27 protein-coding genes are annotated in these 23,979 nt (G+C 51.5%); 14 read left to right on the top strand and 13 right to left on the bottom strand.

The window, feature by feature from the left end:
* The first annotated feature begins 5 nt into the window (after positions 1 to 5).
* Both L2725_RS08490 and L2725_RS08485 read left to right on the top strand, forming a co-directional pair.
* Complete coding sequence (locus tag L2725_RS08490) at positions 6 to 662, top strand: hypothetical protein (RefSeq protein WP_249248533.1); 657 nt, start codon at positions 6 to 8, stop codon at positions 660 to 662.
* Between the two features lie 16 nt (positions 663 to 678).
* Positions 679 to 1,284: a class I SAM-dependent methyltransferase gene (locus L2725_RS08485; RefSeq protein ID WP_249248532.1), complete on the top strand. Its 606-nt coding sequence runs from the start codon at positions 679 to 681 to the stop codon at positions 1,282 to 1,284.
* Between the two features lie 106 nt (positions 1,285 to 1,390).
* Here the strand turns inward: L2725_RS08485 and L2725_RS23210 are convergent, their stop codons facing one another.
* The 5 genes from L2725_RS23210 to L2725_RS08460 all read right to left on the bottom strand — a co-directional run bounded on the left by L2725_RS23210 (position 1,391) and on the right by L2725_RS08460 (position 7,116).
* Positions 1,391 to 1,948: a type II secretion system protein gene (locus L2725_RS23210; protein ID WP_283164230.1), complete on the bottom strand. Its 558-nt coding sequence runs from the start codon at positions 1,946 to 1,948 to the stop codon at positions 1,391 to 1,393.
* A gap of 57 nt (positions 1,949 to 2,005) precedes the next feature.
* A complete protein-coding gene (locus L2725_RS08475; RefSeq protein WP_428985277.1) occupies positions 2,006 to 3,835 on the bottom strand; it encodes an ABC transporter transmembrane domain-containing protein in 1,830 nt (609 codons plus the stop codon).
* A 122-nt stretch (positions 3,836 to 3,957) separates the two neighbouring features.
* On the bottom strand, positions 3,958 to 4,521 hold the full coding sequence (gene hutZ, locus L2725_RS08470) for a heme utilization protein HutZ (protein WP_249248531.1): 564 nt from the start codon (positions 4,519 to 4,521) through the stop codon (positions 3,958 to 3,960).
* Positions 4,522 to 4,553: 32 nt separating this feature from the next.
* Entirely contained in the window at positions 4,554 to 5,066 is a 513-nt protein-coding gene (hutX, locus tag L2725_RS08465; RefSeq protein ID WP_249248530.1) for a heme utilization cystosolic carrier protein HutX, read from the bottom strand.
* 13 nt (positions 5,067 to 5,079) lie between these two features.
* Entirely contained in the window at positions 5,080 to 7,116 is a 2,037-nt protein-coding gene (locus L2725_RS08460) for a TonB-dependent hemoglobin/transferrin/lactoferrin family receptor (protein WP_249248529.1), read from the bottom strand.
* A 318-nt stretch (positions 7,117 to 7,434) separates the two neighbouring features.
* Here L2725_RS08460 and L2725_RS08455 point away from each other — a divergent pair, with 318 nt between their 5' ends.
* The 6 genes from L2725_RS08455 to L2725_RS08430 are packed head-to-tail and all read left to right on the top strand — an operon-like array spanning position 7,435 to position 12,100.
* Complete coding sequence (locus L2725_RS08455) at positions 7,435 to 8,160, top strand: TonB family protein (RefSeq protein ID WP_249248527.1); 726 nt, start codon at positions 7,435 to 7,437, stop codon at positions 8,158 to 8,160.
* 26 nt (positions 8,161 to 8,186) lie between these two features.
* Positions 8,187 to 8,879, top strand: a complete 693-nt coding sequence (locus L2725_RS08450; RefSeq protein WP_249248526.1) for a MotA/TolQ/ExbB proton channel family protein — start codon at positions 8,187 to 8,189, stop codon at positions 8,877 to 8,879.
* Positions 8,879 to 9,292 carry an ExbD/TolR family protein gene (locus tag L2725_RS08445; RefSeq protein ID WP_248935408.1) on the top strand — a complete coding sequence of 138 codons (414 nt, stop codon included), beginning with the start codon at positions 8,879 to 8,881 and terminating at the stop codon, positions 9,290 to 9,292. The genes L2725_RS08450 and L2725_RS08445 overlap by 1 nt, the downstream gene beginning before the upstream one ends.
* 29 nt (positions 9,293 to 9,321) lie before the next feature.
* On the top strand, positions 9,322 to 10,200 hold the full coding sequence (locus L2725_RS08440) for a heme/hemin ABC transporter substrate-binding protein (RefSeq protein WP_249248524.1): 879 nt from the start codon (positions 9,322 to 9,324) through the stop codon (positions 10,198 to 10,200).
* 60 nt (positions 10,201 to 10,260) lie between these two features.
* Entirely contained in the window at positions 10,261 to 11,307 is a 1,047-nt protein-coding gene (locus L2725_RS08435) for a FecCD family ABC transporter permease (RefSeq protein ID WP_249248523.1), read from the top strand.
* 22 nt (positions 11,308 to 11,329) lie between these two features.
* Positions 11,330 to 12,100: a heme ABC transporter ATP-binding protein gene (locus tag L2725_RS08430; protein WP_249248522.1), complete on the top strand. Its 771-nt coding sequence runs from the start codon at positions 11,330 to 11,332 to the stop codon at positions 12,098 to 12,100.
* An 11-nt stretch (positions 12,101 to 12,111) separates the two neighbouring features.
* Here L2725_RS08430 and L2725_RS08425 read toward each other — a convergent pair whose 3' ends face one another.
* Entirely contained in the window at positions 12,112 to 12,723 is a 612-nt protein-coding gene (locus L2725_RS08425) for a pilus assembly FimT family protein (RefSeq protein ID WP_249248521.1), read from the bottom strand.
* Positions 12,724 to 12,884: 161 nt separating this feature from the next.
* Here L2725_RS08425 and ung point away from each other — a divergent pair, with 161 nt between their 5' ends.
* Positions 12,885 to 13,553 (top strand): uracil-DNA glycosylase, encoded by a 669-nt coding sequence (gene ung, locus L2725_RS08420; RefSeq protein ID WP_249248520.1) that lies wholly within the window; start codon positions 12,885 to 12,887, stop codon positions 13,551 to 13,553.
* A 57-nt stretch (positions 13,554 to 13,610) separates the two neighbouring features.
* Here the strand turns inward: ung and L2725_RS08415 are convergent, their stop codons facing one another.
* Both L2725_RS08415 and ispB read right to left on the bottom strand, forming a co-directional pair.
* Positions 13,611 to 14,165 (bottom strand): type II secretion system protein, encoded by a 555-nt coding sequence (locus L2725_RS08415; RefSeq protein ID WP_428985279.1) that lies wholly within the window; start codon positions 14,163 to 14,165, stop codon positions 13,611 to 13,613.
* Between the two features lie 137 nt (positions 14,166 to 14,302).
* Positions 14,303 to 15,274 carry an octaprenyl diphosphate synthase gene (gene ispB, locus L2725_RS08410; protein WP_249248518.1) on the bottom strand — a complete coding sequence of 324 codons (972 nt, stop codon included), beginning with the start codon at positions 15,272 to 15,274 and terminating at the stop codon, positions 14,303 to 14,305.
* A gap of 278 nt (positions 15,275 to 15,552) precedes the next feature.
* Between ispB and rplU the strand changes: the two genes are divergently transcribed.
* The 5 genes from rplU to L2725_RS08385 all read left to right on the top strand — a co-directional run bounded on the left by rplU (position 15,553) and on the right by L2725_RS08385 (position 18,600).
* Positions 15,553 to 15,864, top strand: coding sequence for a 50S ribosomal protein L21 (gene rplU / locus L2725_RS08405; RefSeq protein ID WP_115136185.1), 312 nt, complete (start codon positions 15,553 to 15,555; stop codon positions 15,862 to 15,864).
* 15 nt (positions 15,865 to 15,879) lie between these two features.
* Positions 15,880 to 16,134, top strand: coding sequence for a 50S ribosomal protein L27 (gene rpmA, locus L2725_RS08400; protein ID WP_115136184.1), 255 nt, complete (start codon positions 15,880 to 15,882; stop codon positions 16,132 to 16,134).
* A gap of 159 nt (positions 16,135 to 16,293) precedes the next feature.
* Positions 16,294 to 17,460 (top strand): Obg family GTPase CgtA, encoded by a 1,167-nt coding sequence (gene cgtA, locus L2725_RS08395; protein ID WP_249248517.1) that lies wholly within the window; start codon positions 16,294 to 16,296, stop codon positions 17,458 to 17,460.
* Between the two features lie 122 nt (positions 17,461 to 17,582).
* A complete protein-coding gene (folA, locus tag L2725_RS08390; protein WP_249248516.1) occupies positions 17,583 to 18,065 on the top strand; it encodes a type 3 dihydrofolate reductase in 483 nt (160 codons plus the stop codon).
* Between the two features lie 151 nt (positions 18,066 to 18,216).
* On the top strand, positions 18,217 to 18,600 hold the full coding sequence (locus L2725_RS08385) for a DUF3718 domain-containing protein (RefSeq protein WP_248935400.1): 384 nt from the start codon (positions 18,217 to 18,219) through the stop codon (positions 18,598 to 18,600).
* A gap of 78 nt (positions 18,601 to 18,678) precedes the next feature.
* Here the strand turns inward: L2725_RS08385 and L2725_RS08380 are convergent, their stop codons facing one another.
* The 5 genes from L2725_RS08380 to pdxA form a co-directional block, all read right to left on the bottom strand.
* Positions 18,679 to 20,703, bottom strand: coding sequence for a methyl-accepting chemotaxis protein (locus L2725_RS08380; protein ID WP_249248515.1), 2,025 nt, complete (start codon positions 20,701 to 20,703; stop codon positions 18,679 to 18,681).
* 205 nt (positions 20,704 to 20,908) lie between these two features.
* On the bottom strand, positions 20,909 to 21,733 hold the full coding sequence (locus L2725_RS08375) for a symmetrical bis(5'-nucleosyl)-tetraphosphatase (RefSeq protein WP_249248514.1): 825 nt from the start codon (positions 21,731 to 21,733) through the stop codon (positions 20,909 to 20,911).
* Between the two features lie 15 nt (positions 21,734 to 21,748).
* Positions 21,749 to 22,129 (bottom strand): Co2+/Mg2+ efflux protein ApaG, encoded by a 381-nt coding sequence (apaG, locus tag L2725_RS08370; protein ID WP_115136178.1) that lies wholly within the window; start codon positions 22,127 to 22,129, stop codon positions 21,749 to 21,751.
* 46 nt (positions 22,130 to 22,175) lie between these two features.
* Positions 22,176 to 22,982, bottom strand: coding sequence for a 16S rRNA (adenine(1518)-N(6)/adenine(1519)-N(6))-dimethyltransferase RsmA (gene rsmA, locus L2725_RS08365; RefSeq protein WP_115136177.1), 807 nt, complete (start codon positions 22,980 to 22,982; stop codon positions 22,176 to 22,178).
* 11 nt (positions 22,983 to 22,993) lie between these two features.
* On the bottom strand, positions 22,994 to 23,977 hold the full coding sequence (pdxA, locus tag L2725_RS08360; protein WP_248935551.1) for a 4-hydroxythreonine-4-phosphate dehydrogenase PdxA: 984 nt from the start codon (positions 23,975 to 23,977) through the stop codon (positions 22,994 to 22,996).
* Positions 23,978 to 23,979 lie beyond the last annotated feature (2 nt).

The following is a 23,979-nucleotide window of genomic DNA, read 5'->3' as shown; positions in this document are numbered from 1 at the left end:
AGCTGATGAAGCTTTGCTTTATCCCGGTTGTTCTGGGGTTGCTCAATGGCTGTGCGGCACCTGTGGTGTACCTGCAGCCCGGCGATAGCCTTGAACTGGCTGAAGATGTCATACAAAGACTGGAAACCAAAGGGCTGGATGTTCAGCTGCTGGAATCTCCTTTGCCCTACAATATCGCCGCCGCTGAGTTGCTGATCCATCCATTGTTGACCGGTGGTGATTTGCTTGAGTTGGTGAAAGACAGTTTGCGGGAAGAGGGGCTTGCAGATATCCAGGTAAAAGACTTCAGCCAGTCCAATCATTTTTATTCCTCAGGTCACCTTGGCATTTACTTGCCCAGAGAGCAGATCAGTTTGCCTGTGGTGATGCAGACCCGGGAGTGCGGCGATATTCGTGCGACACTTGAACGCTTAAGTGATACCCGGGTTGTGCTTGAGGTGGTGGCTGAACCGGAAGATATACTGGTGGAGGGCACCTATGTGATGAAGGGCGAACAGGGCACAGTGACCCTGAATCACGTCAACTATGACTTCACCCTGACGGCAATTGAAGTAGATACCTTTTTTGGGCTGCGCCCTGCTGATGTCATTAGGTTGGAGTCCAATAAACAGAACCCTCAGCTATTCGACCAGTGCGAATTTATTACCGTGTACGGCGGTTAGCACATAGGAGAAAGTTATGGCTTCGTCTGAAATACAGCAATATCTGGATGCCACTGAGAACCGGCCTGTTCGAGGGGAGCTTCGCCTTGCGGTGAGTTTGGTCGAAGGGGAAAAGATCGCCATAGATTGTGGATGCGGCGCTGGCAGTGATATCGACTTTCTGCGTAGTCAGGGGTTTCAGGTTTGTGCTTTTGACATTGAGCCTGAGGCCATCGCCAGGTGCAACGCCAGATTCTCAGGCGACACCCGAGTCTCATTATCGGTTGCGGAGTTTCAGGACTTTGTTTATCCATCCGCATCATTGGTCGTGGCAGACGCCAGTCTGTTTTTCTGTCCTCATGAACATTTTGCTCAGGTGTGGGAAAAGATATGCCAATGTTTGCCACCGGGCGGTGTATTTGTCGGATCCTTTCTTGGCGCTGAAGACACCATGGCTGGAGCCGACTTTGACAGACAGGCTTATTGGCCGGATATATTGGTGACAGACGAGGCTGAGATCCGGCAGTGGTTCGAACAATTCAATATCGTCAGTTTTAAAGAAAACCGAGCCAGTGGTGAGGCTCCTGATGGCAAGCCGCATCAGTGGCATATCTATTCTGTGGTTGCTAAAAAGTCGCCTTAACGTCTAAGAAAACATTCGCACTGGATGGAAGCGTCCACTTCTGCCTCCGGTTTATCATCAGCTATCTGTAGATGTCGTTAGCTGTCGATATTGGCTGGTAATGGGCTCAAAAGTTACCGGGGGTACTACTTGAAAGCAGCGCAGTGCATGAAGTTGTATCCGTACAAGATTTCACTTTCCCATTAACTGCACTGTATCGAATTTTCAGATTTTCGTTTTCTTTATCGGTAAAAACGCAATCCCCTCCGGCAGGTGGAAAAGCTGCTGTATTGTAGGTGTCCAGGAAGGTCACTGAGTCATCCAATAACTTAGGTATACCACCATTACAGCCTCCTGCATTGGCTATGCCGCCATTGAGTGTGCAACCATTTTCACATTCAGGATAACCGGACACTCCCCAGAAACCGATACGCACGCCGTTGTAATCAAGGTAACCACCATTACCAACAGTGGCCGGGTCCGCGCTGGATTTGCGTACCTCCCATGTGGCATGAGCCAGTTTAACTGATGAGGACAGGGCGCCAGTAAATCCCTGGTGAGCTGCGACTCTGGCGTCATCCTGAAGGTTGATAAACTTAGGTGCTGCAGTCACTGCCAGTACACCAAGAATGATGATTACGACAACAAGTTCAATGAGGGTAAAACCCGTTGAATAGCGCTTCATAGTTATTCTTGTGTTTAAATGTTGTTGATAAATAATATAAATATGGTTTTGCGCATGTCAAATTGTTTGGCCTGTATCCTTTTGGGTTAACAGCTGCAGCTTGGCAAACTCCCGATACAGGTCACTGGATGCCAGTAGCTCTTCATGAGTCCCGCTGGCCACCAGTTTTCCCTTGTCCAACACCAAAATACGATCGGCATTGACCACAGTCGCCAATCTATGTGCAATCACAAGTGTGGTTTTGCCCTGCATCAAAGTATCCAAAGCCTGTTTAACCAGTACTTCACTGCGGGCATCCAACGCACTGGTGGCTTCATCGAGCAAAAGTACAGGTCTGTCAGCCAGAATCGCTCTGGCAATGGCGATACGTTGTTTTTGGCCGCCGGACAGCCGCACGCCGCGTTCACCCAGATAGGTGTCATATCCATCTGGGAATTCGCAAATGAACTCATGAGCCCGGGCAGCTTCACAAGCGGCTATCACTTCGTCCTGAGTGGCATCCGGTCTGCCATAACGCACATTCTCAAGTACGCTGGTGGCGAAGATAACTGACTCCTGAGGGACCAGGGCGAACTGGGCCCGCAATTGGTCCAGGCTCAACGCATCTATCGCCAGATTATCCAGAGTGATGGCCCCTTCAGGCGTTGGATAGAAGCGCTGCAACAGGGCAAACAGTGTGCTTTTTCCGGCACCGCTGGCACCTACCAGGGCGACGCGTTCACCGGCATTGATGGTGAAGCTGAGATTATGCAGCACAGTCTCCTCATGGCCAGGGTAGCCAAAGCTGAGATTGTTCAACTGCACTCTGCCGTTAACCTGGTCAGGCAGGGCGATGGGGGATTCAGGTTCGGTAATATCGCTGCAGCTATGGGCCAGCTCCATCAGTCGCTCACTTGCACCTGCGGCTCGCTGCACTTCACTGAATACTTCGCTGATCGTGCCCACTGCACCTGCTACCAATACCGCATAGAACATAAAGGCTGACAGCTCTCCGCCGGTAATGCTGCCGGATAGTACTGCAAGACCGCCTGCCCAGGTGATGGCGAGAATGGCAAAAAATGACAGGCTTAAAATGGTGCTGATTAACACTGCACGATAAAAGATTCTGTCTTTGGCGGCGGCCAGAATGGCTTCAACATGTCCGGTGAAGTGTTGATTATCCCTGGCTTCGTGGCCATAGGACTGAACTGTGTGGATCTCGTGGATGCTCTCATCAACATAGGCGCCCAAATCGGCGATTTTATCCTGGCTGCGCTTGGCCAGTTGCCGCACCTTTTTACCGAGAACCAGGGCCGGAGCCAACACCACTGGCAGAGCAACCAACACCAGCAGCGTCAGTTTCCAGCTGGTAATTGCCATCATAATCAAGCCGCCCAGCACCATGACACTGGAGCGTAGCGCCATAGAGAAACTGGATCCCACCACGTTCTCCAATAAGGTGGTATCTGAGGTAAAGCGGCTGATCACTTCGCCGGTGCGGGCTTTGGCGTAAAAAGAGGGGGACAGGGTCAGCAACGCCCGGTATACGGTCAGGCGGATATCGGCACTGACACGTTCGCCCAGCCAGCTCATCAGATAAAATCGCCCAAATATGGCGATAGAGCTGATAGTGACAATCAGTGCCAGCCAAAGGATAACCTGATTGAAATTGCTGTCCCCGGTTTCGCCAAAGCCCTGGTCTATCAGCAAGCGGACACCCTGACCGATAGCCAGCCACGCCAGTGACCCGAGCAGCAGAAAGCACAGAGCCGCTATCACTCTTCCTTTATAGGGGGAAAGAAACCCGACAATCCAGCGGTATACTTCACCTTTAGGGCGGTTAGGGAGGGACTTATCCGGGTCTGATGGAGCCGATTGGCCTGACGTGCTCGCTGCAATATCTGTCACTGAAACTTCCTTATTCTGCTGCGGCTGCTGAATGATTTATGCCAGACTCTATCACATCCGTGCCGGAATTCAGGGATGAAAAAGGGCCTGCTTGGCAGGCCCTTGTTTTTGATATGAGCTTGTCAGGCAGAGACTTTCTCTGTCACTTCAGGATCTTTGGCTTCGCCATGGTGGCCATCAGTCATCCAACTGACATCCAGCAGCTCAGCGCCAGACAGTTTAAACGCCTGACCAAAGCCTTTGACATAGAGCCCCTGCTCGGGGCGCAAGCGATAGAGATTAAAGTCGCCCAGGGCAGCCAGGTTGGTAACCATCTCGCCATGCTTTTGTTGCAATGCCAACACTCCCTCTTTGAAGGCGTCGGTGTCTCGCTCAAGTCGCTGTGCTGTGGTGTCAAACGTCAGACGTTTGCGGGCAAACACAGTTTTGGCTTCAGACTCATCCTCTACCAACATGACGGATACCTGCTCACTCATCTTGAGGTTCTGGCCATGGCGGGCGAGATCGCTCACCAGAATATAAAAGCCGTTCTCAGACAGGGCATAGGGCGAGTAGCTGGCGTTGGGCTGCCCCTCAGAGTTGCGGGTTGCCAGTTGCAGGGTTTTACGGCTGTGCTTGAACTCATTGATTTCAGGCAGCAATTTGTCTGCCAGACGCTGGGCCTTGTCGGCCTGGTGATCACTCATGATTTTCTCCGGTTTCCCAGTATGTCACTTCTTCAGGCGGTTTCAGCCAGGCGTTGTTTCAGTAATTCGAAACGTTCGACCTGATTGGTAAGCAGTTCTCCCTGCTTGTCCCGACCTAAATACACTTTAAAAATGGTGTTGCCTTCGGCATCAAAGAAACAGATGCAGTGGCTCATGCGTCCCCGCAGTGGGCGACTGACCAGAGCGATATGCTGATAGCTTTCAAGCAGCAGATGGCCATGCAGCCCTTCACCTTTGGTATAGAGGTTGTAGTAGCCATGCCCGGGCTTGCCTTTGGGGAACGCCCCTTTGAACTCAAATACGTTGCCGGCAAGCTGCACTATAGTGGTCAGGGCTCCCCAATCCGGTAGTTCCTCCAGCAACTCCTGAGCCAGCGCTTTATCCATCCAGTTGACCTGCTCTGAACCCAGCGCCATCAACACGCACGCTTCGCTGACATTCAATGATTTAGCCAGTTGCGCCGGAGAGCTTTGAGGTGACTCAGAGATAGCGGTTTGGATTCGGGTAAGGATTTCATTTTTCATCTGTCTATTCCTGCTAGAACATGTATCTGGCGTTCAGCTTGATATTACGGCCCTGTTGATACAGGGTTTGCCAGGCCTGCTGATAGTACTCATCGGTAATGTTGTCGACGCCGGCATCAATACGCAGGCCTGTCAGCGCGCCACTGCTTGGCTCCCACGCCAGATACAGGTCCCACAGGGTGTAGCTGTCATATTGTTCAGCGGCGGTGAAATCAGCTGGGACATCTTTCTGCTCAGCAACATAGGTCAGACGGGTCCCGGCTTTGAAGTCGCCATCAAACCAGCCCTGAGACAGGTCCAGTACAAATTTATCTGCCGGGATGCCTTCCAGGAAACTGTCATCTGCCTTGTCTTTACCTTCGGTCTGGCCATAACTCAACGACACCCTGGTTTGCTTGATTCGATAGTTGGTGACCAGCTCGAAACCTTGCAAACGGGCATCCTGAACATTGTTCCAGGTTGTCGTTTGCTCCAGACCCGGAACGCCTATCAGAGGATCGATTACCTGCTGCAAAATGAAGTCATCAACGTCGTTGCGGAACAGGTTAAGGCTGATATTCAGCTCATCGTCACCGGCCAGGTCAGCGAAGGATAAGTAGGCTTTCAGTTCTTTGTTTCGGGCGGTTTCACTCTTCAAGTCCGGATTGGGTTTAAAGGTGTTGCACAGGCCGCCAGGCAGGAATCCCGGAATCGGGGGAATGCAATAGTGGCTGCCGGTGGAGAACATCTCTTCCATCCCCGGCGCACGGAATGCCTGGTCATAACGGGCACTCAGAGTCAGCCAGTCAGTGGTATCCCATACCAGTGCTACAGATGGCGAGAACTCACTGTCGTCCACATCACGGTTTACCTGCTCGCTTTTACTGTCGTAGCTGTCGTAACGTACTGCCGGGGTCAGCAACAGGGACTCCCCAAGAGGGATCCCGGCTTGAACAAAGCCACCCCATACGGTGGACTCGGCATTGATGTTGGCAGGACGCTGTCCGACTTGACCTGAGTCATCACGTACCGTATCCAGCTCATCTTTGTAACCATCAAGACCGTAGGTGAGGGACATAAAGTCAAACTCAGAGGTGTTCTTCACACTGATGCCAAAAGTGCGGTACTCAGTGTCATCTTTCTGATTTCTGGTGACTCTGTCCTCCTTGTAGCTGGAGTCATTCAGGTATACCAGAGCATTCATATCCAGTAGCGGATTATCTGTTTTAAGCGTGTAATCCAGTCCGAAATAGGTGTCTTTGGTATTGCGCTTTACCAGAGGTACAGATCTACCTGCATTGGTTGCCGGGTTACTGGGGACCAGCTCCCGGATTTCATTGAGGCGGGCGTTGAACTCAAGGCGGTGATTATCGTTTTCCTGCCAGCCCAGTTTGAACATCCCACTGGTGCCGTTGCCACCACTGTTCTCCAGCGTCAGGTCATCACCTGTCTTGATATTGTTGCTGTCGAAGTAACTGGCGTTAATCAGCCAATCTATCTGATTTTGCTGGCCATAAACCGCACCGCTGGTCTTTTGGCGATCGCCGTTAAATTCAAATCCCTGCTTCAGGTAACCGCCAAAGTTATCTTCGGGCTCAAGAAAGTCGCGGGCATCACGGGTTACCTGAGCCACCACACCACCAATGGCACCACTGCCCCAAAGGCTGCTGGCCGGTCCCCGAATAACTTCCACAGACTGGAGCATTTCCGGATCCATAAAATACACGCCACGGTGTCCAGAAGTGGTGTTTTGGCGTGCTCCATCAATGGTTTGCAGGACACGGGTACCACTCAGGCCTCGAATTTCCACTCCCTGACTGCTGACTCTTGGGCCATTAGTGGTTGTGATATTGGGGCTGGAGGAAAGGGCTTCAGGTACAGATTGAGGTTGAGTCAGTGACAGTTCTTCTTCATCGACAACACTGATGGAACGACTGCTTTGGGATGCAGCTTCTTCAACCCGGGTCGCACTGACCAGGACTTCTTCCAATTCATAGGGATCATTCTGAGCTGACACTGAAGTGCTGCCCAGAGCCAACAGCAGCGCTGTGGCCAATGGAGTTGGTGACATCTTCAAACTATCCATGACTGTCTTTTTTACCTGATTGTGAAGTGAAACAAACCCTTATCAGAGCTCAATGATCACGGCGGGCTTGCCGGTAATTTGGTTGCGCATTGAGTGACTTGGGTCATCTTATTTTGATAATTATTATGCTTGCACAATACCAAATGATAGATCAAACGATAATTATTATTATTTGCATATAACTTTTTCATGAGGTAAATTTTTATTGTTTTGCTGGCTGTTCAGGGAAGACTTCGGCAGGTGCTGAAGCGGACTCATGCTGGCGGGGATTTAATAGTCAAAGCGATTTTAACGGGGGATGATGTGGTTTCTTGGCGATACTTGGTTTCACTGCCTGCTGCCATTCTGCTGTTATTCGGAGGGTTAACTCTTAAGGTCAGTGACCAAAGAGCGCTGGCGTTCGAGATGCCCCACAATCAGGGCCCCCTGACCCTCAGTCTTGCTAAGCCCCTGTCTTCACCTTCTCCGGAACCGAAAAAGCCAGTACGCGAGAAAACAGAAAAGCCCAAAGCTAAACATCAACCAGAACATCAACCAGAGACCAAGCCTCTGCAGGAAAGCAGGCCAACAGCCGAAACCCAAACGACAGTGACAACAAGCCCTGCTGTCAAACCTGTTCCCACGCCAGTTGTTGAGAGCCAGCCTTTGGCACAGCCCAGGACAGAGCAAGCCAGAACCGATGAGAACGTCGAGCATGCTGTTGAGGAGCTTGATTCGACAACCAGCGAGTCCCATGCATCAGCCCCCAGTGCACCCGTGTGGGTGGATAAGCCCAAATTTATGAAACGTCCCAAAGCTCCCTCTTACCCAAGATTGGCGAGACGCAGAGGTATGGAAGGCGTAGTGATGATTGAGGTGCTGTTTAACCGCTTTGGTGAGCAGCTCTCGCTTGAGATGGTTGAAAGCAGCGGTTTTGGTGCTTTGGATGACGCCGCACTGACCGCTGTGCGGGACTGGCAGTTTGCTGCGCCGTCAGATGAAGGCGACCAATTTATCGTCAGGGTGCCCGTCAGGTTCGCCCTCAATTAAGCAGCATAAATAAAACAGGAAATTGCATGCAGGACCTTATCAGTAATCTGGAGCAACAACTTGGGCCGCTGACCTGGCCGCTGGTGGCGGCAGCAGTGCTCAGCGGTATGATACTGCTGGAGCGGGTGGCGTACGTTATTTGGTACGAGGTTCGGGGGATTTCAGCGTTTCAGCGTCGCTGGTTGGTGGCGTTTCGCCAACGATTGGCTGAGCCGGTTAACGATAAGTCACTTGGTGAGCTGGACGCTCAACTCAAGCAGTCCAAGGGGGTATTTGCCAGAGGGTGCAGGTTGCTGCTGGATGGCAAAGCGCTTTGCCGGGCTGACAGAGAGGAGATGGCGCAACTTTGGCTGGCGCAACTCCAAAGTAAACAGAAAACCGGCCTGAAGCTATTGCATCTGATCGGTGTAGTCAGCCCACTTATTGGTCTGTTGGGCACTGTGCTTGGGCTGATTCAGATGTTTGATGGTATCAGCCAAACCCAGGGGCCCGTAACGCCCGCTATGTTAAGTGCTGGTTTGGCATTGGCGATGAATACCACTGCTGCAGGCTTGCTTATCGCCCTGCCTGCACTGCTGGGGAGTAAGCTGGTAGATATCTGGTCCAGTTCCCGCTGTACCCGACTGGCTCATGGTCTGACCCAGCTTAACCTTTGGCTCGATGGTGTCAGTGCTCTGCCACAACAGCGCCAAGAGTTTGCAAAGTTGGAGGTGGCCTGATGATCCATCTTCCTCAGGCTGAGCAGGAGCTTGATGTCGGCGTGGATATGACTGCGCTGATAGACATCATCTTCATTATGTTGGTGTTCTTTATGCTGACTGCCAACGTGCGTCTGCAGGCGTTACCTGTAGATGTGCCAACTCACGGTGGTGAGAGTACTCAAACGATTACCCGGACCGACAGCATCAGTATCAATGTCATGACGGATTCACCCTACTGGGCACTGGATGGTGAGCGTCTGCATGACTTCAAAGTATTCGAGCAGCAATTGCTTGAAAGAGTTAAATCCAATCCCAGCGCTACTCTTATCGTGGCCGCAGACAAACAGGCAGACGTGCAGCACCTGATGCGATTGCTGGCTCTGCTGCAAGCCCAGTCAATTTCCCAAACTCAGATTTTAATGGAGCCCTGAAAACAATGACTCATACAAGGACAGGTATCTTGGACAAACTCATACTCAAGTGTGGCGCGCTTAAGTTCAGCGCTGCACTGGTTGCGGCATTAGCCCTGGGAGCTTCGCCCACATGGGCGGAAGATACTCAAAGAATTATCAGTGCAGGTCCGGGGGTAACTGAGTTAATTGTGGCTTTGGATAAAGCTGAAGAATTGGTGGCAGTAGATTCCAGCAGTGCTTTGCCTCAGGGCAGCAAGGCAAAAAAGCTGGGTTACCACAGAGCACTGTCGGCTGAAGGCATGCTGGCGGAGTCTCCGTCGGTTCTGATCGGTACCCCGGTAACCGGGCCTAAAAGTGCTGTTGAACTGGTTGAAGATGCAGGGGTTAGGGTGGTGATTCTGCCTGATGCACAGGACGGTGAAGGCCTTTTATCTAATGTTGATACGCTGGCTAATCTCCTTGGTGCTGGTTCCCGGGGAGAAGTGCTGAAAACTTCTTTGGCTGCGTCATTGGATGAGCTTACCAACGCCAGAGAGGCGTTGAAGGGCCAACAGGTCTCTATGCTTTTTCTACTTGTGCAGCCGGGCAGGGCGACCCGCGTAGGTGGAAGTGACACCGCGGTGAACATGGTGATTGAGCTGGCAGGTGGTGTAAATGCTGCCGATTTTGGCGGTTATAAGACGCTGTCGGAGGAAGGCATCCTGGCTCTTGAACCCGACATGATACTGGTGAGCTTTCGCGACCCTGAACAAGCGAACAACCCAAAGGCCGCTGTACTGGAAGCTTTGCCTCTACTTGAGCACCTGCCTGCAATGGCACAGGACAGGGTATTCCATATTCCCGGGACAGCTCTGATGGGGGGGCTTGGGATATCGGCTATTGCTGCGGCTCAGGATCTGAGTCAATCCATGTCGCAGTTACCTTGAATCCGTTACCAAACGCCATCACGCTGCCTCAGTGCAGAAAGAGATGCAGAAAGAGAAGTTATGTCGTTTCATTCTTCAATTAACAGCTATTCCTCGCTGCGAAATCTGGGGTTACTTGCGCTGCTGCTGACCTGTGGCCTGTCCATCAGTACAGGCCCTTTAGCCATCGGCTTTATCAACAGCCTGAAGGGACTGGTGATAGGTTTGGTGAACACGGTCACCGCATGGGATCCCGGCACACTGGCACCTCACGAGCAGTTGATTATCAATAATGTGCGATTACCCAGAACCTTGTTGGCGTTGTGTGTGGGGGCAACGCTCGCTCAGTGCGGCGCTGTCATGCAGGGCCTGTTTCGTAACCCTCTGGCTGATCCCGGGATCATTGGTGTGTCTGCGGGAGCAGCGTTTGGTGCAGCAATTTTTATTGTGTTGTTTGCTGGTGCGCCAGAATACGCGGTAGCCATAGGTGCTTTCCTTGGAGGGTTGGCAACCACCTTACTGGTATACAGGGTCGCGACAAGCAGCAGTGGTACCTCAGTGGTGATGCTGTTGCTGGCCGGTGTTGCAGTAGCGGCATTGTTTGGCGCTGGTATCGGGGTACTGACCTATATCGCCAATGATATGGCGCTGAGGGACTTAAGCCTTTGGCAGATGGGCTCTATTGCCGGGGCAAAATGGCATTTTGTGTGGTTGTCTGCGGCCGCTTTGGTGGTGATCTCATGGCAGTTTCATCGCAGTGCCAAAGCCTTGAATGCACTCTTGCTTGGCGAAGCCGAAGCAAGGCATTTGGGGGTGGATGTGGAGCGACTTAAATACAGGATGATTTTTCTGTGCGCTCTAGGCGTTGGGATTGCGGTTGCCGGTACCGGAATAATAGGCTTTATCGGTCTGGTGGTGCCCCATATAGTGCGCATGATGGTGGGGCCGGACCACAGATTATTGTTGCCCCTGAGCGCCTTGCTCGGTGCGGTATTGCTGTTGATTGCTGATGTGGGTGCCCGGACTCTGATGCCACCTTCTGAAGTTCCTGTTGGTTTGCTGACAGCCCTGCTTGGTGCACCCTTCTTTATCTATTTGCTGTTAAAGCAACGTCAGCGACTGTTTTAAGCCGGCTTGGGAGGAGAATCTTATGGAAAGCGTATTATCTCTGTCAGGCCTGAATCTGAGTCGCGGCGGTAAGCAGATATTGTCTGATATCGATCTTGAGCTGACACAGGGGAAATTTACCGCGCTGTTAGGCCCCAATGGCGCGGGTAAATCCAGTTTGCTCAAATGTCTGAGCCAGGACCATAAGCCCGATATCGGCAGTATAAGTTTTCGTGGCAAACCCTTGAGCGACTGGTCTCAGGTTAAGCTGGCCAGAGAGCTGGCGGTACTGCCCCAGCATTCCGGACTGGGTTTTGCGTTTAAGGCTAAAGATGTGGTGGCCATGGGTCTCTATCCGCTGACTCTGAGCCAGCAGCAGGGAGATGCACTGGTTACCCATTGGCTGGAGCGATTGGATATCATGCATCTACGGGATAGCCTTTACCCTGAGCTGTCCGGTGGTGAAAAACAAAGGCTGCATCTGGCCCGGGTTTTGGTGCAGCTGGCTCAAAGTGAACAGCCGCCGGTGCTCTTGTTGGATGAACCTACCTCAGCCCTGGATCTGGCACAGCAGCACAGGGTGTTGTCGCTGCTGAAGGAGCTGGCAAGGGAGCAGGAGTACACCATCGTCAGCGTGCTGCATGATTTGAATCAGGCCTGCCAGTATTGTGATGAGCTGGTGGTGTTGAGTCAGGGCAGAGTAGCGGCGAGTGGTACGCCGCGTACCTGTATGAATGAAGACCTCATTGACCATGTCTGGCGTTATCGCCCTGAGCGTTTGTATCGCAGCAGCGAGACCCCGCTGTACTTCTGACAGTTCAGTATTTATGAGCTCAGATCTGTGTCTGTGCTGACCTGACCGGTAATGGCGTTATAGCTGATAGAGAGCTTAGGCTCTCTGCGCAGGTCATAGCGGCACTCTTGACTGGCCTCAGTTGAACCTGTCTGGCGAGTATAGTGGGCGATATAGTCTGTCACCTCATCCTGTCCCGCCTCTGAGACAGTGGGCTCTTCGTTGGCAAACAGTGTATGCCAGAGAGAGACGCAATCGGCAGCATTGTCCAGCTGAACGATAGTGGTGTCTTCATACATATAGTTCTGTACCGGCCAGCCATATTTGTTGAAGTCCAGATGGCCGGGTTTTTCATAGGGATAGGCAGGATTGTTGTTCTGGGTACCAATAAATACAGGCAGATCTTCAGCTTCCCCATCGCCATCTTTAACCAGATAGACAGCTCTGGCTAGGTTTACCCCTGCCTTGAATGCGCCCGCCGTGCCCTGAACCGAGGCGATATTGGCATCATCCTGCAGGTTGAGCATTTTAGGGGCCGCGACAACCGCCAAAATCCCAAGAATAATGATGACTACCACCAGTTCAATAAGGGTAAACCCCTGTGCACGGGTGTGAGTTTGGCGGTAAATATGGGTTTTCTTCATTGAGTAAGGCCTGATCTCTTGAAAAAGCGCGACAAGATAGCACGTGGCAAAAAGTCGTTCCAGAACACTGATCACGTCTGTGTAAAAACTCACCTCCTGCTTGCCACCGGCAGGCGGGGGTTTTAATCTTGTCGCCGAATTATACTACCCAGGAAGTTGTTATGAGTTTGCCCGCCGGCTGGCCGGATTTTATTAAGTCCCAGGAATCACAGGATTACTTTAAAGCCTTGCAAGCCTTTGTTGATGCTGAGCGCGCATCAGGAAAAGCTGTCTTTCCTCCTGCAGAGGAGGTCTACAGCGCTTTCGAATTAACGCCTCTGGATAAGGTGAAGGTGGTTATTCTTGGCCAGGACCCTTACCACGGTCCGGGGCAGGCCCACGGCCTTTGTTTTTCGGTTAAACCGGGAATAAAAACGCCACCTTCTCTGGTCAACATGTATAAAGAGCTGGCGACTGATATTCCTGGTTTCACTATTCCTGACCATGGCTATCTGGAGTCCTGGGCAAAGCAGGGGGTTTTGATGCTTAATACCGTATTGACGGTTGAGCAGGGCAAGGCCCATTCCCATGCAAAATCGGGCTGGGAAATCTTTACTACGGAGGTGATGAAATTGCTGAATGAACAAACTCAGCCAATTATCTTTGTGCTTTGGGGCAGTCATGCCATCAAGAAGGGGAAGGTGATTACTGCATCACAGCATCATGTGATTTCCGGTCCTCACCCTTCGCCTTTGTCTGCTTATCGCGGATTCTTTGGTTGCGGACACTTCTCCAGGGTGAATCAGCTGTTGAGTGACAGGGGTGAGTCTCTAATCGATTGGCAGGTGTAGTTGTTTTTCTCTTGCCCATAAAAAACGCCGCATCTTGAATGCGGCGTTTTTGTTGAATCAGTTGGGAATCGTGGTCGTGACCTGGCCTGTGTTGGCGTTGTAATAGATCTTGTAGCCGGGATCTTCACTGAGGACATAGTCGCACTGAGCCGGTGAGATATAGCTTGCCCTGTAATCCGCATCCGGGTCGACGCCAGCCCGGGAAACTGTAGGCTCACCATAGGCAAACAGTATTTGCCAGACAGAGACACAATCTTCAACATTATTCAGATTGGGATCGGGTTCCTGAGGGCCCAGATAATGTTGGGCAGGCCAGCCATTGGCGTTGATATCTATGGTACCCGAGCGATCAGGTGCATCGTGGTATAGAGGAAAGTCTTCCAATGGGCCTGAGGCACCTTTGGCTATCCAGCCCGCGTGGGCGAGATTCACTGCGGATTTAAACGCGCCGCCGGTAGCCTTGACTGTGGAGGCCAAAGCATCGGATTGCAGATTGATAAATTTGGGGGCTGCAGCGACGGCTAAAATTCCCAGAATGATAATAACCACCACAAGCTCAATCAGTGTAAAGCCATGGACTGAGCGGTTGGCTTGTAAGTCTTTCAACTTAATCTCCTACCACTTTGTAATTATCTTTTTGAGAGCTTATCAGTTGTCAATTGCCATGAGAAGGTGGTGGCTGAGATAGATAGCCATTCTTTATAACGAAAAATGCCGCACTATGGCGGCATTTTGCAGGAGTTTGGCTATTAGTGATTGCGGGCAACAGCCAGCTTGGCCAGAGAGATAAGCGCCTTTTTGAAGTCGGTATCAGGCAAAGGAGCCAGGGCGGCGATAGCTTTATCAGACTCTTCCACCGCACGCTGATGGGTATAGTCCAGCGCGCCACAGTGGTTCAGTGCATGGATAATAGCGTCGATATCATTGGTGCCATCACCTTGTTCGATGGCATTACGAATCATCGCCTTCTCTTGATCATTACCGTGGGCAATCGCATAGATCAGCGGCAGGGTTGGTTTACCTTCGGCAAGGTCATCACCAATATTCTTACCCAGCTCTTCGGCATCGGCGGTGTAGTCGAGCAGGTCATCAGTCAATTGGAAAGCTGTGCCCAGATACTTACCGTATTCACCCAGCGCCGCTTCCCATGAGCTCTCAGCACCGGCTACCACGGCAGCCAGTTTGGTGGCTGCTTCGAAAAGCTTGGCAGTCTTGCAGTAAATAACCCGCATATAGCTTTCTTCTGTAGTATTGGGATCGTTGCAGTTCATCAACTGCAGTACTTCCCCTTCTGCCAGTACGTTGGTGGCATCAGCCAGTACTGTCAGTACCTTCATATTCTCCAGTTCGGTCATCATCTGGAAAGAACGGGTATAAAGGAAGTCACCTACCAGTACGCTGGCGCTGTTGCCAAACATGGCGTTGGCAGTTTCACGGCCGCGGCGCATGGTGGACTCGTCAACCACATCGTCGTGCAGCAAGGAGGCTGTGTGAATGAACTCCACAATCGCAGCAAGCTTCAGATGAGCTTCGCCCTCATATTGGATAGCGCGGGCTGCCAGTACAGTCAGCAGAGGGCGCAATCGCTTGCCGCCACCATTAATAATGTAGAACCCCAACTGATTAATAAGGGCAACATCAGATTCGAGTTGCTTGTAGATCAGCTGATTGACCGCTTGCATGTCGGCGTCCGCCAATTGGCGGATGGCATTTAAATCCATATAAAGACTCTGGTTTACTGAAGGGCCACGGAATGCTGCCCGAATTTCGGCGAAAGTGCTATGATATCGCAGATTTTACCGAAATTAATCCCCCAGGCCAGCACCTGCTGAGGCTTTGTGCTGCTGGATGCGATCTTTTTTTAATCTTTGAGTAAAAAGGGTTGCCTGAGGTGCGTTCTTCGCGTAAACTCCGCGCCCATTGTCAATAAAGTTTTTATGGCGACTGCCCCCTGCCTGTACGGCTGGCCAGTACGTCAAATGTTTGGAGTAAAATAGCTATGTACGCTGTTTTTCAAAGTGGTGGTAAGCAGCACCGTGTGTCTGTAGGCCACACTCTGCGTCTGGAAAAAATTGAAGTAGCTACCGGTGAAACCATCGAGTTCGATCAGGTTCTGTTGGTTGCTGATGGCGAAAACGTGAAAGTTGGTGCTCCACTGGTTGAAGCTGGCAAAGTTGTTGCCGAAGTAATCAGCCATGGTCGCGGCGAGAAAGTAACTATCCAGAAGTTCAACCGTCGTAAGCACCACGAAAAGAAGATGGGCCACCGTCAGTGGTTCACCGAAGTTAAAATCACTGCTATCAACGCTTAATTAGGAGTCTAACTCATGGCACACAAAAAAGCTGGCGGTTCTACTCGTAACGGCCGCGATTCAGAAAGCAAACGTCTTGGTGTTAAGCGCTTTGGCGGTGAGTCTGTTCTGGCTGGTAACATTATCGTTCGTCAGCGTGGCACCAAGTTCCACGCAGGTGTAAACGTAGGTGTTGGTCGTGACCACACTCTGTTTGCTCTGACTGACGGTAAAGTTAAGTTCGAAGTTAAAGGTCCTAACAACCGTAAGTTCGTTAGCATCGAAGATTAATCTTCGACCTTAAATCGAATCCTGAAGCCCCGCCATTGGTGGGGCTTTTGTTTTGTCTGGTTACTGTATTCTGCCATTGTAGAGTACAGACTGTGATTGTTTGGCGTAGCTTGGGTTCAGCGGTATAATTTCCCACAATTCTTGGCGCCAGGAGTAAGTATGAAGTTTGTCGATGAGGCAGTGATCCGCGTCGAAGCGGGTGATGGTGGCAGTGGTTGTGTCAGTTTCCGTCGCGAAAAGTATGTGCCGGACGGTGGTCCAGATGGCGGTGACGGTGGTGACGGCGGTAACGTATTTCTGCAGGCCGATGAAAACCTTAACACTCTGATCGATTATCGTTTTGAACGATTCCATATGGCTGAGCGTGGTGAAAATGGCCGCGGCCGTGACTGTACCGGTAAAGGCGGTGTAGATCTGGTGCTGAAAGTGCCTGTGGGTACCCGTGCGACCGATGAAGAGACTGAGGAAGTGTTGGGCGACCTGACCACCCATGGTCAAAAGCTGCTGGTTGCCAAAGGTGGTTTCCACGGTCTGGGTAACACTCGCTTTAAGTCCAGCACCAACCGTGCTCCACGTCAGAAGACCCTGGGTACCCCGGGTGAAGTACGCAGCCTGCGCCTTGAGCTGATGCTGCTGGCTGACGTTGGTCTGCTGGGTATGCCGAATGCCGGTAAGTCTACCTTTATCCGTGCTGTATCCCGTGCCAAGCCAAAAGTCGCTGATTATCCGTTTACCACTCTGGTTCCAAACCTGGGTGTGGTAAACCCTCGTCCAGGTCAGAGCTTTGTTATTGCCGATATTCCCGGTCTGATCGAAGGCGCAGCTGATGGAGCCGGTCTGGGTATTCGCTTCCTCAAGCACCTTGAGCGTTGCCGTATTCTGCTGCACATTCTGGATATAGAACCGATTGATGGCAGTGATCCTGTTGAAGCTGCACGCGCTATCGTGGGTGAACTTGAAAAGTATTCTCCAAAGCTGGCTGGTAAGCCGCGTTGGTTGGTATTCAACAAGACTGACCTGATGCTGGAAGAAGAAGTTCAGGAAAAGGTCGACCGCATCGTTGCTGAGCTGGGATGGGAAGGTGAGGTATACACCATGTCTGCCTATGCCCGTGAAGGCACTCAAAAGCTGTCAGAAAAGCTGATGGACTTTATCAAGAGCCTGCCGCCTGAAGATGAAGATCAGGATCCGGATGCAGACGTTGAATTCAAGTGGGATAACTACCACCAGTGCAGCATGGAAGATGCAAACCAGGACTATGATGACGACTGGGACGATGATTTCGACGATGATGATTACGACGTTGAAGTCGTATACGAACGTTGATAATCATTTGAGTATTAAAGGGCAATGTCACTGACATTGCCCTTTTTGTTTACTTTGGCGGTGCAAAAAACTGAGGGAATTTGCTAACCTGCGCCCACGCTTTCCCCCATCAAGGAACTGAAATGAAGATAGCCATGATTGCCGCTATGGCTCACAACCGTGTTATCGGCAAAGACAATCAGATGCCATGGCATCTACCGGACGACCTGAAACACTTCAAGGCGGTCACCATGGGTAAACCTGTGGTGATGGGTCGTAAAACGTTTGAGTCCATTGGGCGTCCTTTACCGGGACGGCAGAATATCGTTATCAGCCGCAATCCGGATCTGCAGATTGAAGGCGTCACCTGTGTGACCTCCTTTGAGACTGCGAAACAGGCCGCAGGCCAATGCGATGAGTTGATGGTGATAGGGGGCGGACAACTTTATGGGGAGCTGTTACCCGTGGCCGATATTCTCTATCTCACTGAGATAGAGCTCGATGTTGATGGCGACACTCATTTCCCCCAATGGAACCCGAATGAGTGGGATGAAACAGAGCTGGGAAAAGGCACCAGTGACAAAGGGTTAGGCTATCGCTTTGTAAAATTGATAAGAAAGTGTTAATTTTTGGCGCGATTCGCCGATAAAGCTCTGTACAGTTGTGGCATCGTCATGGGAGGCGGGTGTCTGTACACGGCATTTATCCGTGAATTAACACGACAAATAAGCCGGGCATGCCCGGTTTATTTATATAACAAGAAACAAGGAGAATCAGATGCGTATATTGCCTGTGGCAGTGGCAGCTCTGTTGGTGGCCGGGGGAATGGCCAAAGAGGCAGCCGCCAGCGATATGTTGGTGGCTAATATCTGCGAATATGTGAAGTCAGACGACAGAAACCTGCTGCGTAAAAAGCTGAAAGAAAGCCGGATGAAGTTACGGCAAGTCTATGATGGCATTAAGTGCGATGGTCATAGCCTGGTGCGTTTCGCCATGGTTTCCGGTGCCAACGAGTCGGGAGAGTTTATTGTATCTCGCCTGCCATCTTCCAAACTGAAAAAGCCTGAAGCAGATGGCATGACAGTGGGTGCCTGGGCAGAGTCCCAGGGGCACGGTGCCAGCCCTATTGCAGCTGCGGTAAAAGAACGTATCGGTGGCTGATTCTCCTATAGGTAGATACAAAAATACCGGACTTGATGTCCGGTATTTTTATGCCTGGGTTTTGGAGAGTGGCTGGGATTAGACCCTGAACTCCCTGACTGAACTTTGCAGTTCTTCTGCCAGTTTGGCCACTTCAGCACTTGAAATAGCTGTCTGCTCTGCACCGGTTGCACTCTCTTCTGAGATAGCGGCAATGTGGTCCAGTTTAACGGACACATCCTGACTGAGCTGGCTCTGTTCGTTGGCAGCATGGGTAATTTGATTACCTGCATCAAATGCCCTGTGGACTGAGTCGCTGATGGCGGTCAGAGCCTCATTGGCTTGCTCTGTTTTCTCAACACAGGCCTGAGCCTGGGCACGGCCATTTTCCATCACAGCCACAGCTTCCTGAGTACCTTTTTGCAGAATTTCGATCATCTGATGGATCTCCTGAGTGGAGTCCTGAGTTCGTGATGCCAGGCTACGCACTTCATCTGCTACCACGGCGAAGCCACGCCCCTGTTCACCGGCTCTGGCAGCCTCAATGGCGGCATTCAAAGCCAACAGGTTGGTCTGGTCAGCGATACCACGGATAACATCCAGGATGGTGCTGATAGACGCGCTGTCCGCATGAACCTTATTGATGACCTGTCCGGCTTTGGCAACCTCATCAGCCAGGTGCTGAATAATCTGCTTGTTTTCGTCGGCGATGGTTTGCATGTGCTGAGCTTCGGCATCTGCCTTTTCGACCTGTTCAAGGGCGGACGTTGCACTTTGTGCCACATCATGGGAACGGGCATTCAGCTCTGTGGTGGCCTGAGCAATCAGATTAACCTGACTTCTCTGATCCTGAATTCCCGCCTCTGTCTGGGTGGTGATGGCTGAGGTTTCCTCTGCCGCCGCAGCCAGCTGAGTGGAGCGGTCAAGAATTCCCTGGATCAGGCCGCGCAGACTGTCTATCAGACGATTACAGTTTCGAGCCAGCTCACCGAATTCATCATGACCTGAATCGTCGAGCTTATGGGTAAGATTACCGCCGGCCAGGACATCCAGAGCATGATTTACCTTGGACAGAGAGCGGCGAAGTGGGCCAATGACCGCCATGCTCACAACGACTGCGGCCACAACAGCAATCAGCATCAGTATCAGTGTCTGGACACTTCCCCGTTCGATAGAGCTGATCGCTTCGGCACTTAATTTATCGGTAGAGGTCTCAATCTCGGCACTGATGGTGGTCATCAGCGCTTCGATATTGGCAGCTTCGGTTTCAATTTGTCTGAGATCTGCCGTTGCTTGCTCTTGATTGGTTAACTGTCTGGCTTTGTCCTGAATCAAGCCATCCTGACTATTGATGGTTTGCAATACGCTTTTAAGTCCTGCGTCGATATCTGAAAGCGACGTTGACAGTTTGCTCATGGTTTCGCCGTGACGCAGCAGATAGCTGAGCTTGCTTTCAATATCACTGGTCAGATAGTTGAGGTCATTGACGATAAGGTCGTACTTTTCCCTGTCCTTGGCGGCGACCAATTCGTACAGGGTGCTGACTACTGTGGTGAGGTTGTTGTCTACAGCCACGGCTGAGGCTGCAATGCGGCGTTCGGCATCATCGCTGCTGGTTTCCAGATCTATGATATCCAGCAGATTGGAAGTGACATCATCCAGCTCATACTCAAGGTCGTCACGACGGGTATTCAGCTGTTCTTTAAGCTTGAGTGAGGCCTGATGATCCTGAATAAGCTTCTGAGCCCGCTCACTGAAGTCTGTGTAGCCCTGTGAAAGTCGCTGCAACTGAGCGCTGATTTTAGACTGTTGTGCCAGCAGGCGCTGCAGTTTGCTCAGCTGCTCCTCAATAGTCTGATGTTGCTGATTGCGCTGCTCTGCCTGGGCAGGAATATCAGCAGAAGCCTGACTGTGATAGAGGCTTAACAGTACTCTTTGCTGGCTTGCGAGATTGGCGGCAATCTGGTTGGTCGTGATCAGCGAGGGCATGCTGATCTCTTTAAGGCTGGAGGTAGTGTGCTTGAGGTTATTTTGGGTGAGCAGGGAGTCTCCTCCCAGTACAACCAGCAACAGGGTGACAATACTGAAACCACCAATGACCCTGGTCGTCATATTGATTTTCATAGGTTACTCCGGTTCTTATTCTGTTCTACCCAAATGAAAATGCATTGCGCCCTGCGGTACCGGAAATTTCGACATCCGTGACGAAATAGTCACTGACCCAATTTGGCGGCGGGCGTGACTGGACTCAGTACGAGGGAAGATTTTCACCATTGGGATAGGCTCCCAATGTGGCCGACTAATACTATCGGCCGAACTCGGAGGAAGTTTAACTTCTTTTTAACGCGTTTTGGGTAATTTTTTCACCGGTTTCAAGATGAAGAATGGTCATGTGCTCACCCCAGCAACAGCCTGTATCCAGCGCCTGGAAGCGATCTGAGTGAGTCTCTCCCATCAATGCGGCCCAATGACCGAACACTATTTTTGTGGTTTCGGGCAGGGAAGAGGGGAAGTTGAACCAGGGAGCGAGATCCCCCTGAGTTCCTGAAGAGGGGGGCATCTTACAGTCAAAGTCCAGTCGGCCGTCAGCGTGAAGAAAACGCATGCGTGTCAGTGCATTGATGCAGTAAACACGGCGTTTCAGCCCTTTGAGTTCCGGTGACCAGGTATCCACATCTGTGCCATACATTTCGGCGATAAGTGCAGTCAGGTAGTCGGGCCGTTTCAGTGCCTTGCTGACAAATGCAGACTCCTTCAACAAGGTGTCCAGATCCCATTGCGGAGGAACACCTGCATGGGTGACCACCAGATCCTGCTGAGGTAAGTGATGAACCAGTGGCTGCTCACGCACAAAATCGATCAGATAACGGATATCTTCGGCCTGCAGCAAAGCGTCGAGTTTGTCACTAGGTTTAGCTCTTTTCAGTCCACCCTGGACGGCCAGTAGATGCAGATCATGATTGCCCAGCACAGTATGGGCGGCGCCTTCGTGCTTGGCGAAGAAGCGCAATACATCCAGAGAACCCGGTCCTCTGGCAACCAGATCACCAACGGCCCATATTTGATCTCTGGATGGATTGAATTCCACCTTGGCGAGCAGGCGCCTGAATTCGTCGTAGCAACCCTGCAGGTCGCCTACAAAATAGTGTGCCACTACAACTCCTGTAAATCAGTGCAGCAGGCCGGGCACGGCCAGTCGAAACGCCGGGATATTGGCTTTGAAAACCTGACCATCAGAGGACAGCATGTCATAGCTGCCTTCCATTACACCCAGCGGGGTTTCGAGTACTGTACCACTGGTATATTGATAGGAAGTATTGGGGTCTATAGTGGGAGTTTCACCGACGACACCACTGCCCTGAACTTCGCTGGTACGGCCATTGGCGTCAGTGATGATCCAGTGTCTGCTTTCCAGTTTGGCTGGAGCTGCACCTTCATTGAAGATAGTGATGGTATAGCTGAACAGAAACTTGTCCTGTTCCGGGTCAGATTGCTGTTCTATGTACTCGGTTTCCACTTCGATTCTGATGCTGGCTTCCAATGCGGTCATCTTTCTATCCTGGTTATGAAGTGGGCGCCCAAAGGCGCCCGGCAAATCACTTTTGCTTGTCACAAAGCAGGTTGGCCATGGCCACATACTGCTCAACACTGATCTCTTCCGGACGACGGCTGGCGTCAACACCCAGAGCTTCGAAATCACTGTCGCTCAGCAGTTGCTTGAGGTTATTTCTCAAGGTCTTGCGGCGCATGTTGAATGCAGTGGAGCACAAGTGGCGCAGTACACTGACATCCTGACATGGGAATGGCTTGGTCTCATAAGGAACCAGACGAACCACGGCAGAATCCACTTTTGGTGGAGGTGTAAAGCAGCCAGGCGGTACTTCCAGTACAGGTACAACCTGACAGAAATACTGAGCCATTACGGTCAGTCGACCATAGGCTTTGCTGCCAGGCGCTGCCGACAGGCGCAATACCACCTCTTTTTGCAGCATAAAGTGCATGTTCTCAATCTGTTCGGCATATTCAAACAGGTGGAACATCAGTGGGGTAGAGATGTTGTAAGGCAGGTTACCGAACACTTTCAGCTTTTTACCCGGTACCAACAGCTTGGAAAAATCAAACTGCAGAGCATCGCCCTGATGGATCTCCAGCTTATCTTTCAGGGTTGGATGAACCTTGAGACGTTCAACCAGATCTTTATCCAGTTCAACTACGGTCAGCTTATCGATTGCTTCAGCAACCGGCTCAGTCAATGCCGCCAGACCCGGGCCAATTTCGACCATGACATGGTCATTGTCCGGTGCGATGGCACCCACGATGCGATTAATTACGTTGCCATCGGTCAGGAAGTTCTGACCAAAGCGTTTTCTGGCCGTATGGCCTAAATGGACTTTATTGCTCATTAACTCAGATTTCAGTTCTTTGAGGCCAGTTCAATGGCCTTATTCAGGGCACAGACAAAACTGCCTGTGTCGGCCTTTCCTGTGCCTGCCAATTCCAGTGCTGTACCATGGTCGACCGAGGTGCGGATATAGGGCAGCCCCAGCGTAATGTTGACGGCTTTGCCGAAGCCCTGCGCTTTGAGCACAGGCAAACCCTGGTCATGGTACATGGCCAGCACAACATCGGCATCCTGCAGATATTTGGGCTGGAACAAGGTATCTGCCGGCAGCGGGCCGACGATACTGATCTGCTCTTCTCTGAGCTCATTAAGGGCTGGAATCATCACATCCAGCTCTTCCCGACCCAGGTGTCCGTCTTCACCCGCATGGGGGTTAAGGCCGCAGACATAGATACGGGGATCGGCAATACCAAATTTGTTGACCAGATCATCGTGCAGAATGCGGATGATATGGTGCAGACGATCACGGGTAATTGCCTTGGCCACATAGGCCAGGGGTATATGTGTAGTCACCAGAGCGACCTGTAATCCCGGGCAGGACAACAGCATCACCACATCCTGGCAGTTAGCCTGATGGGCGAAAAACTCGGTGTGACCACTGAAAGAGATACCGGCCTGATTGATGATACCTTTATGCACAGGACCTGTGACAACGGCATCAAACTCTCCGGCAATATTCTTCTCACCTGCATAGCGCAGGGTTTCCACTACATAGGCGCTGTTTGCCTCGTCAAGCACACCGCATTTCGCTTCTGCCTCAAGACTAAAAGGCACAATCGTTAAGGTGCCCGCTTCCTGAGGTTTAGGGGCCTGACCCGGCTGATAGGGTCTGAACTGTAGAGGTAACCCGAGCATTTTAGCTCGGGCTTTCAGTAGTTTGGGATCTGCGCATACAATCAATTCAGCGTCCCAGGCTTGCTGGGCCAACTGAACCACGAGATCCGGGCCTATCCCTGCCGGCTCTCCCGGTGTAATGGCGATGCGCTTGATATCCAATA

This window comes from Shewanella corallii (assembly GCF_023349125.1).
GTDB classification, from domain to species: Bacteria; Pseudomonadota; Gammaproteobacteria; order Enterobacterales; family Shewanellaceae; genus Shewanella; species Shewanella corallii.
This window is presented reverse-complemented; position numbering and strand designations above follow the sequence as displayed.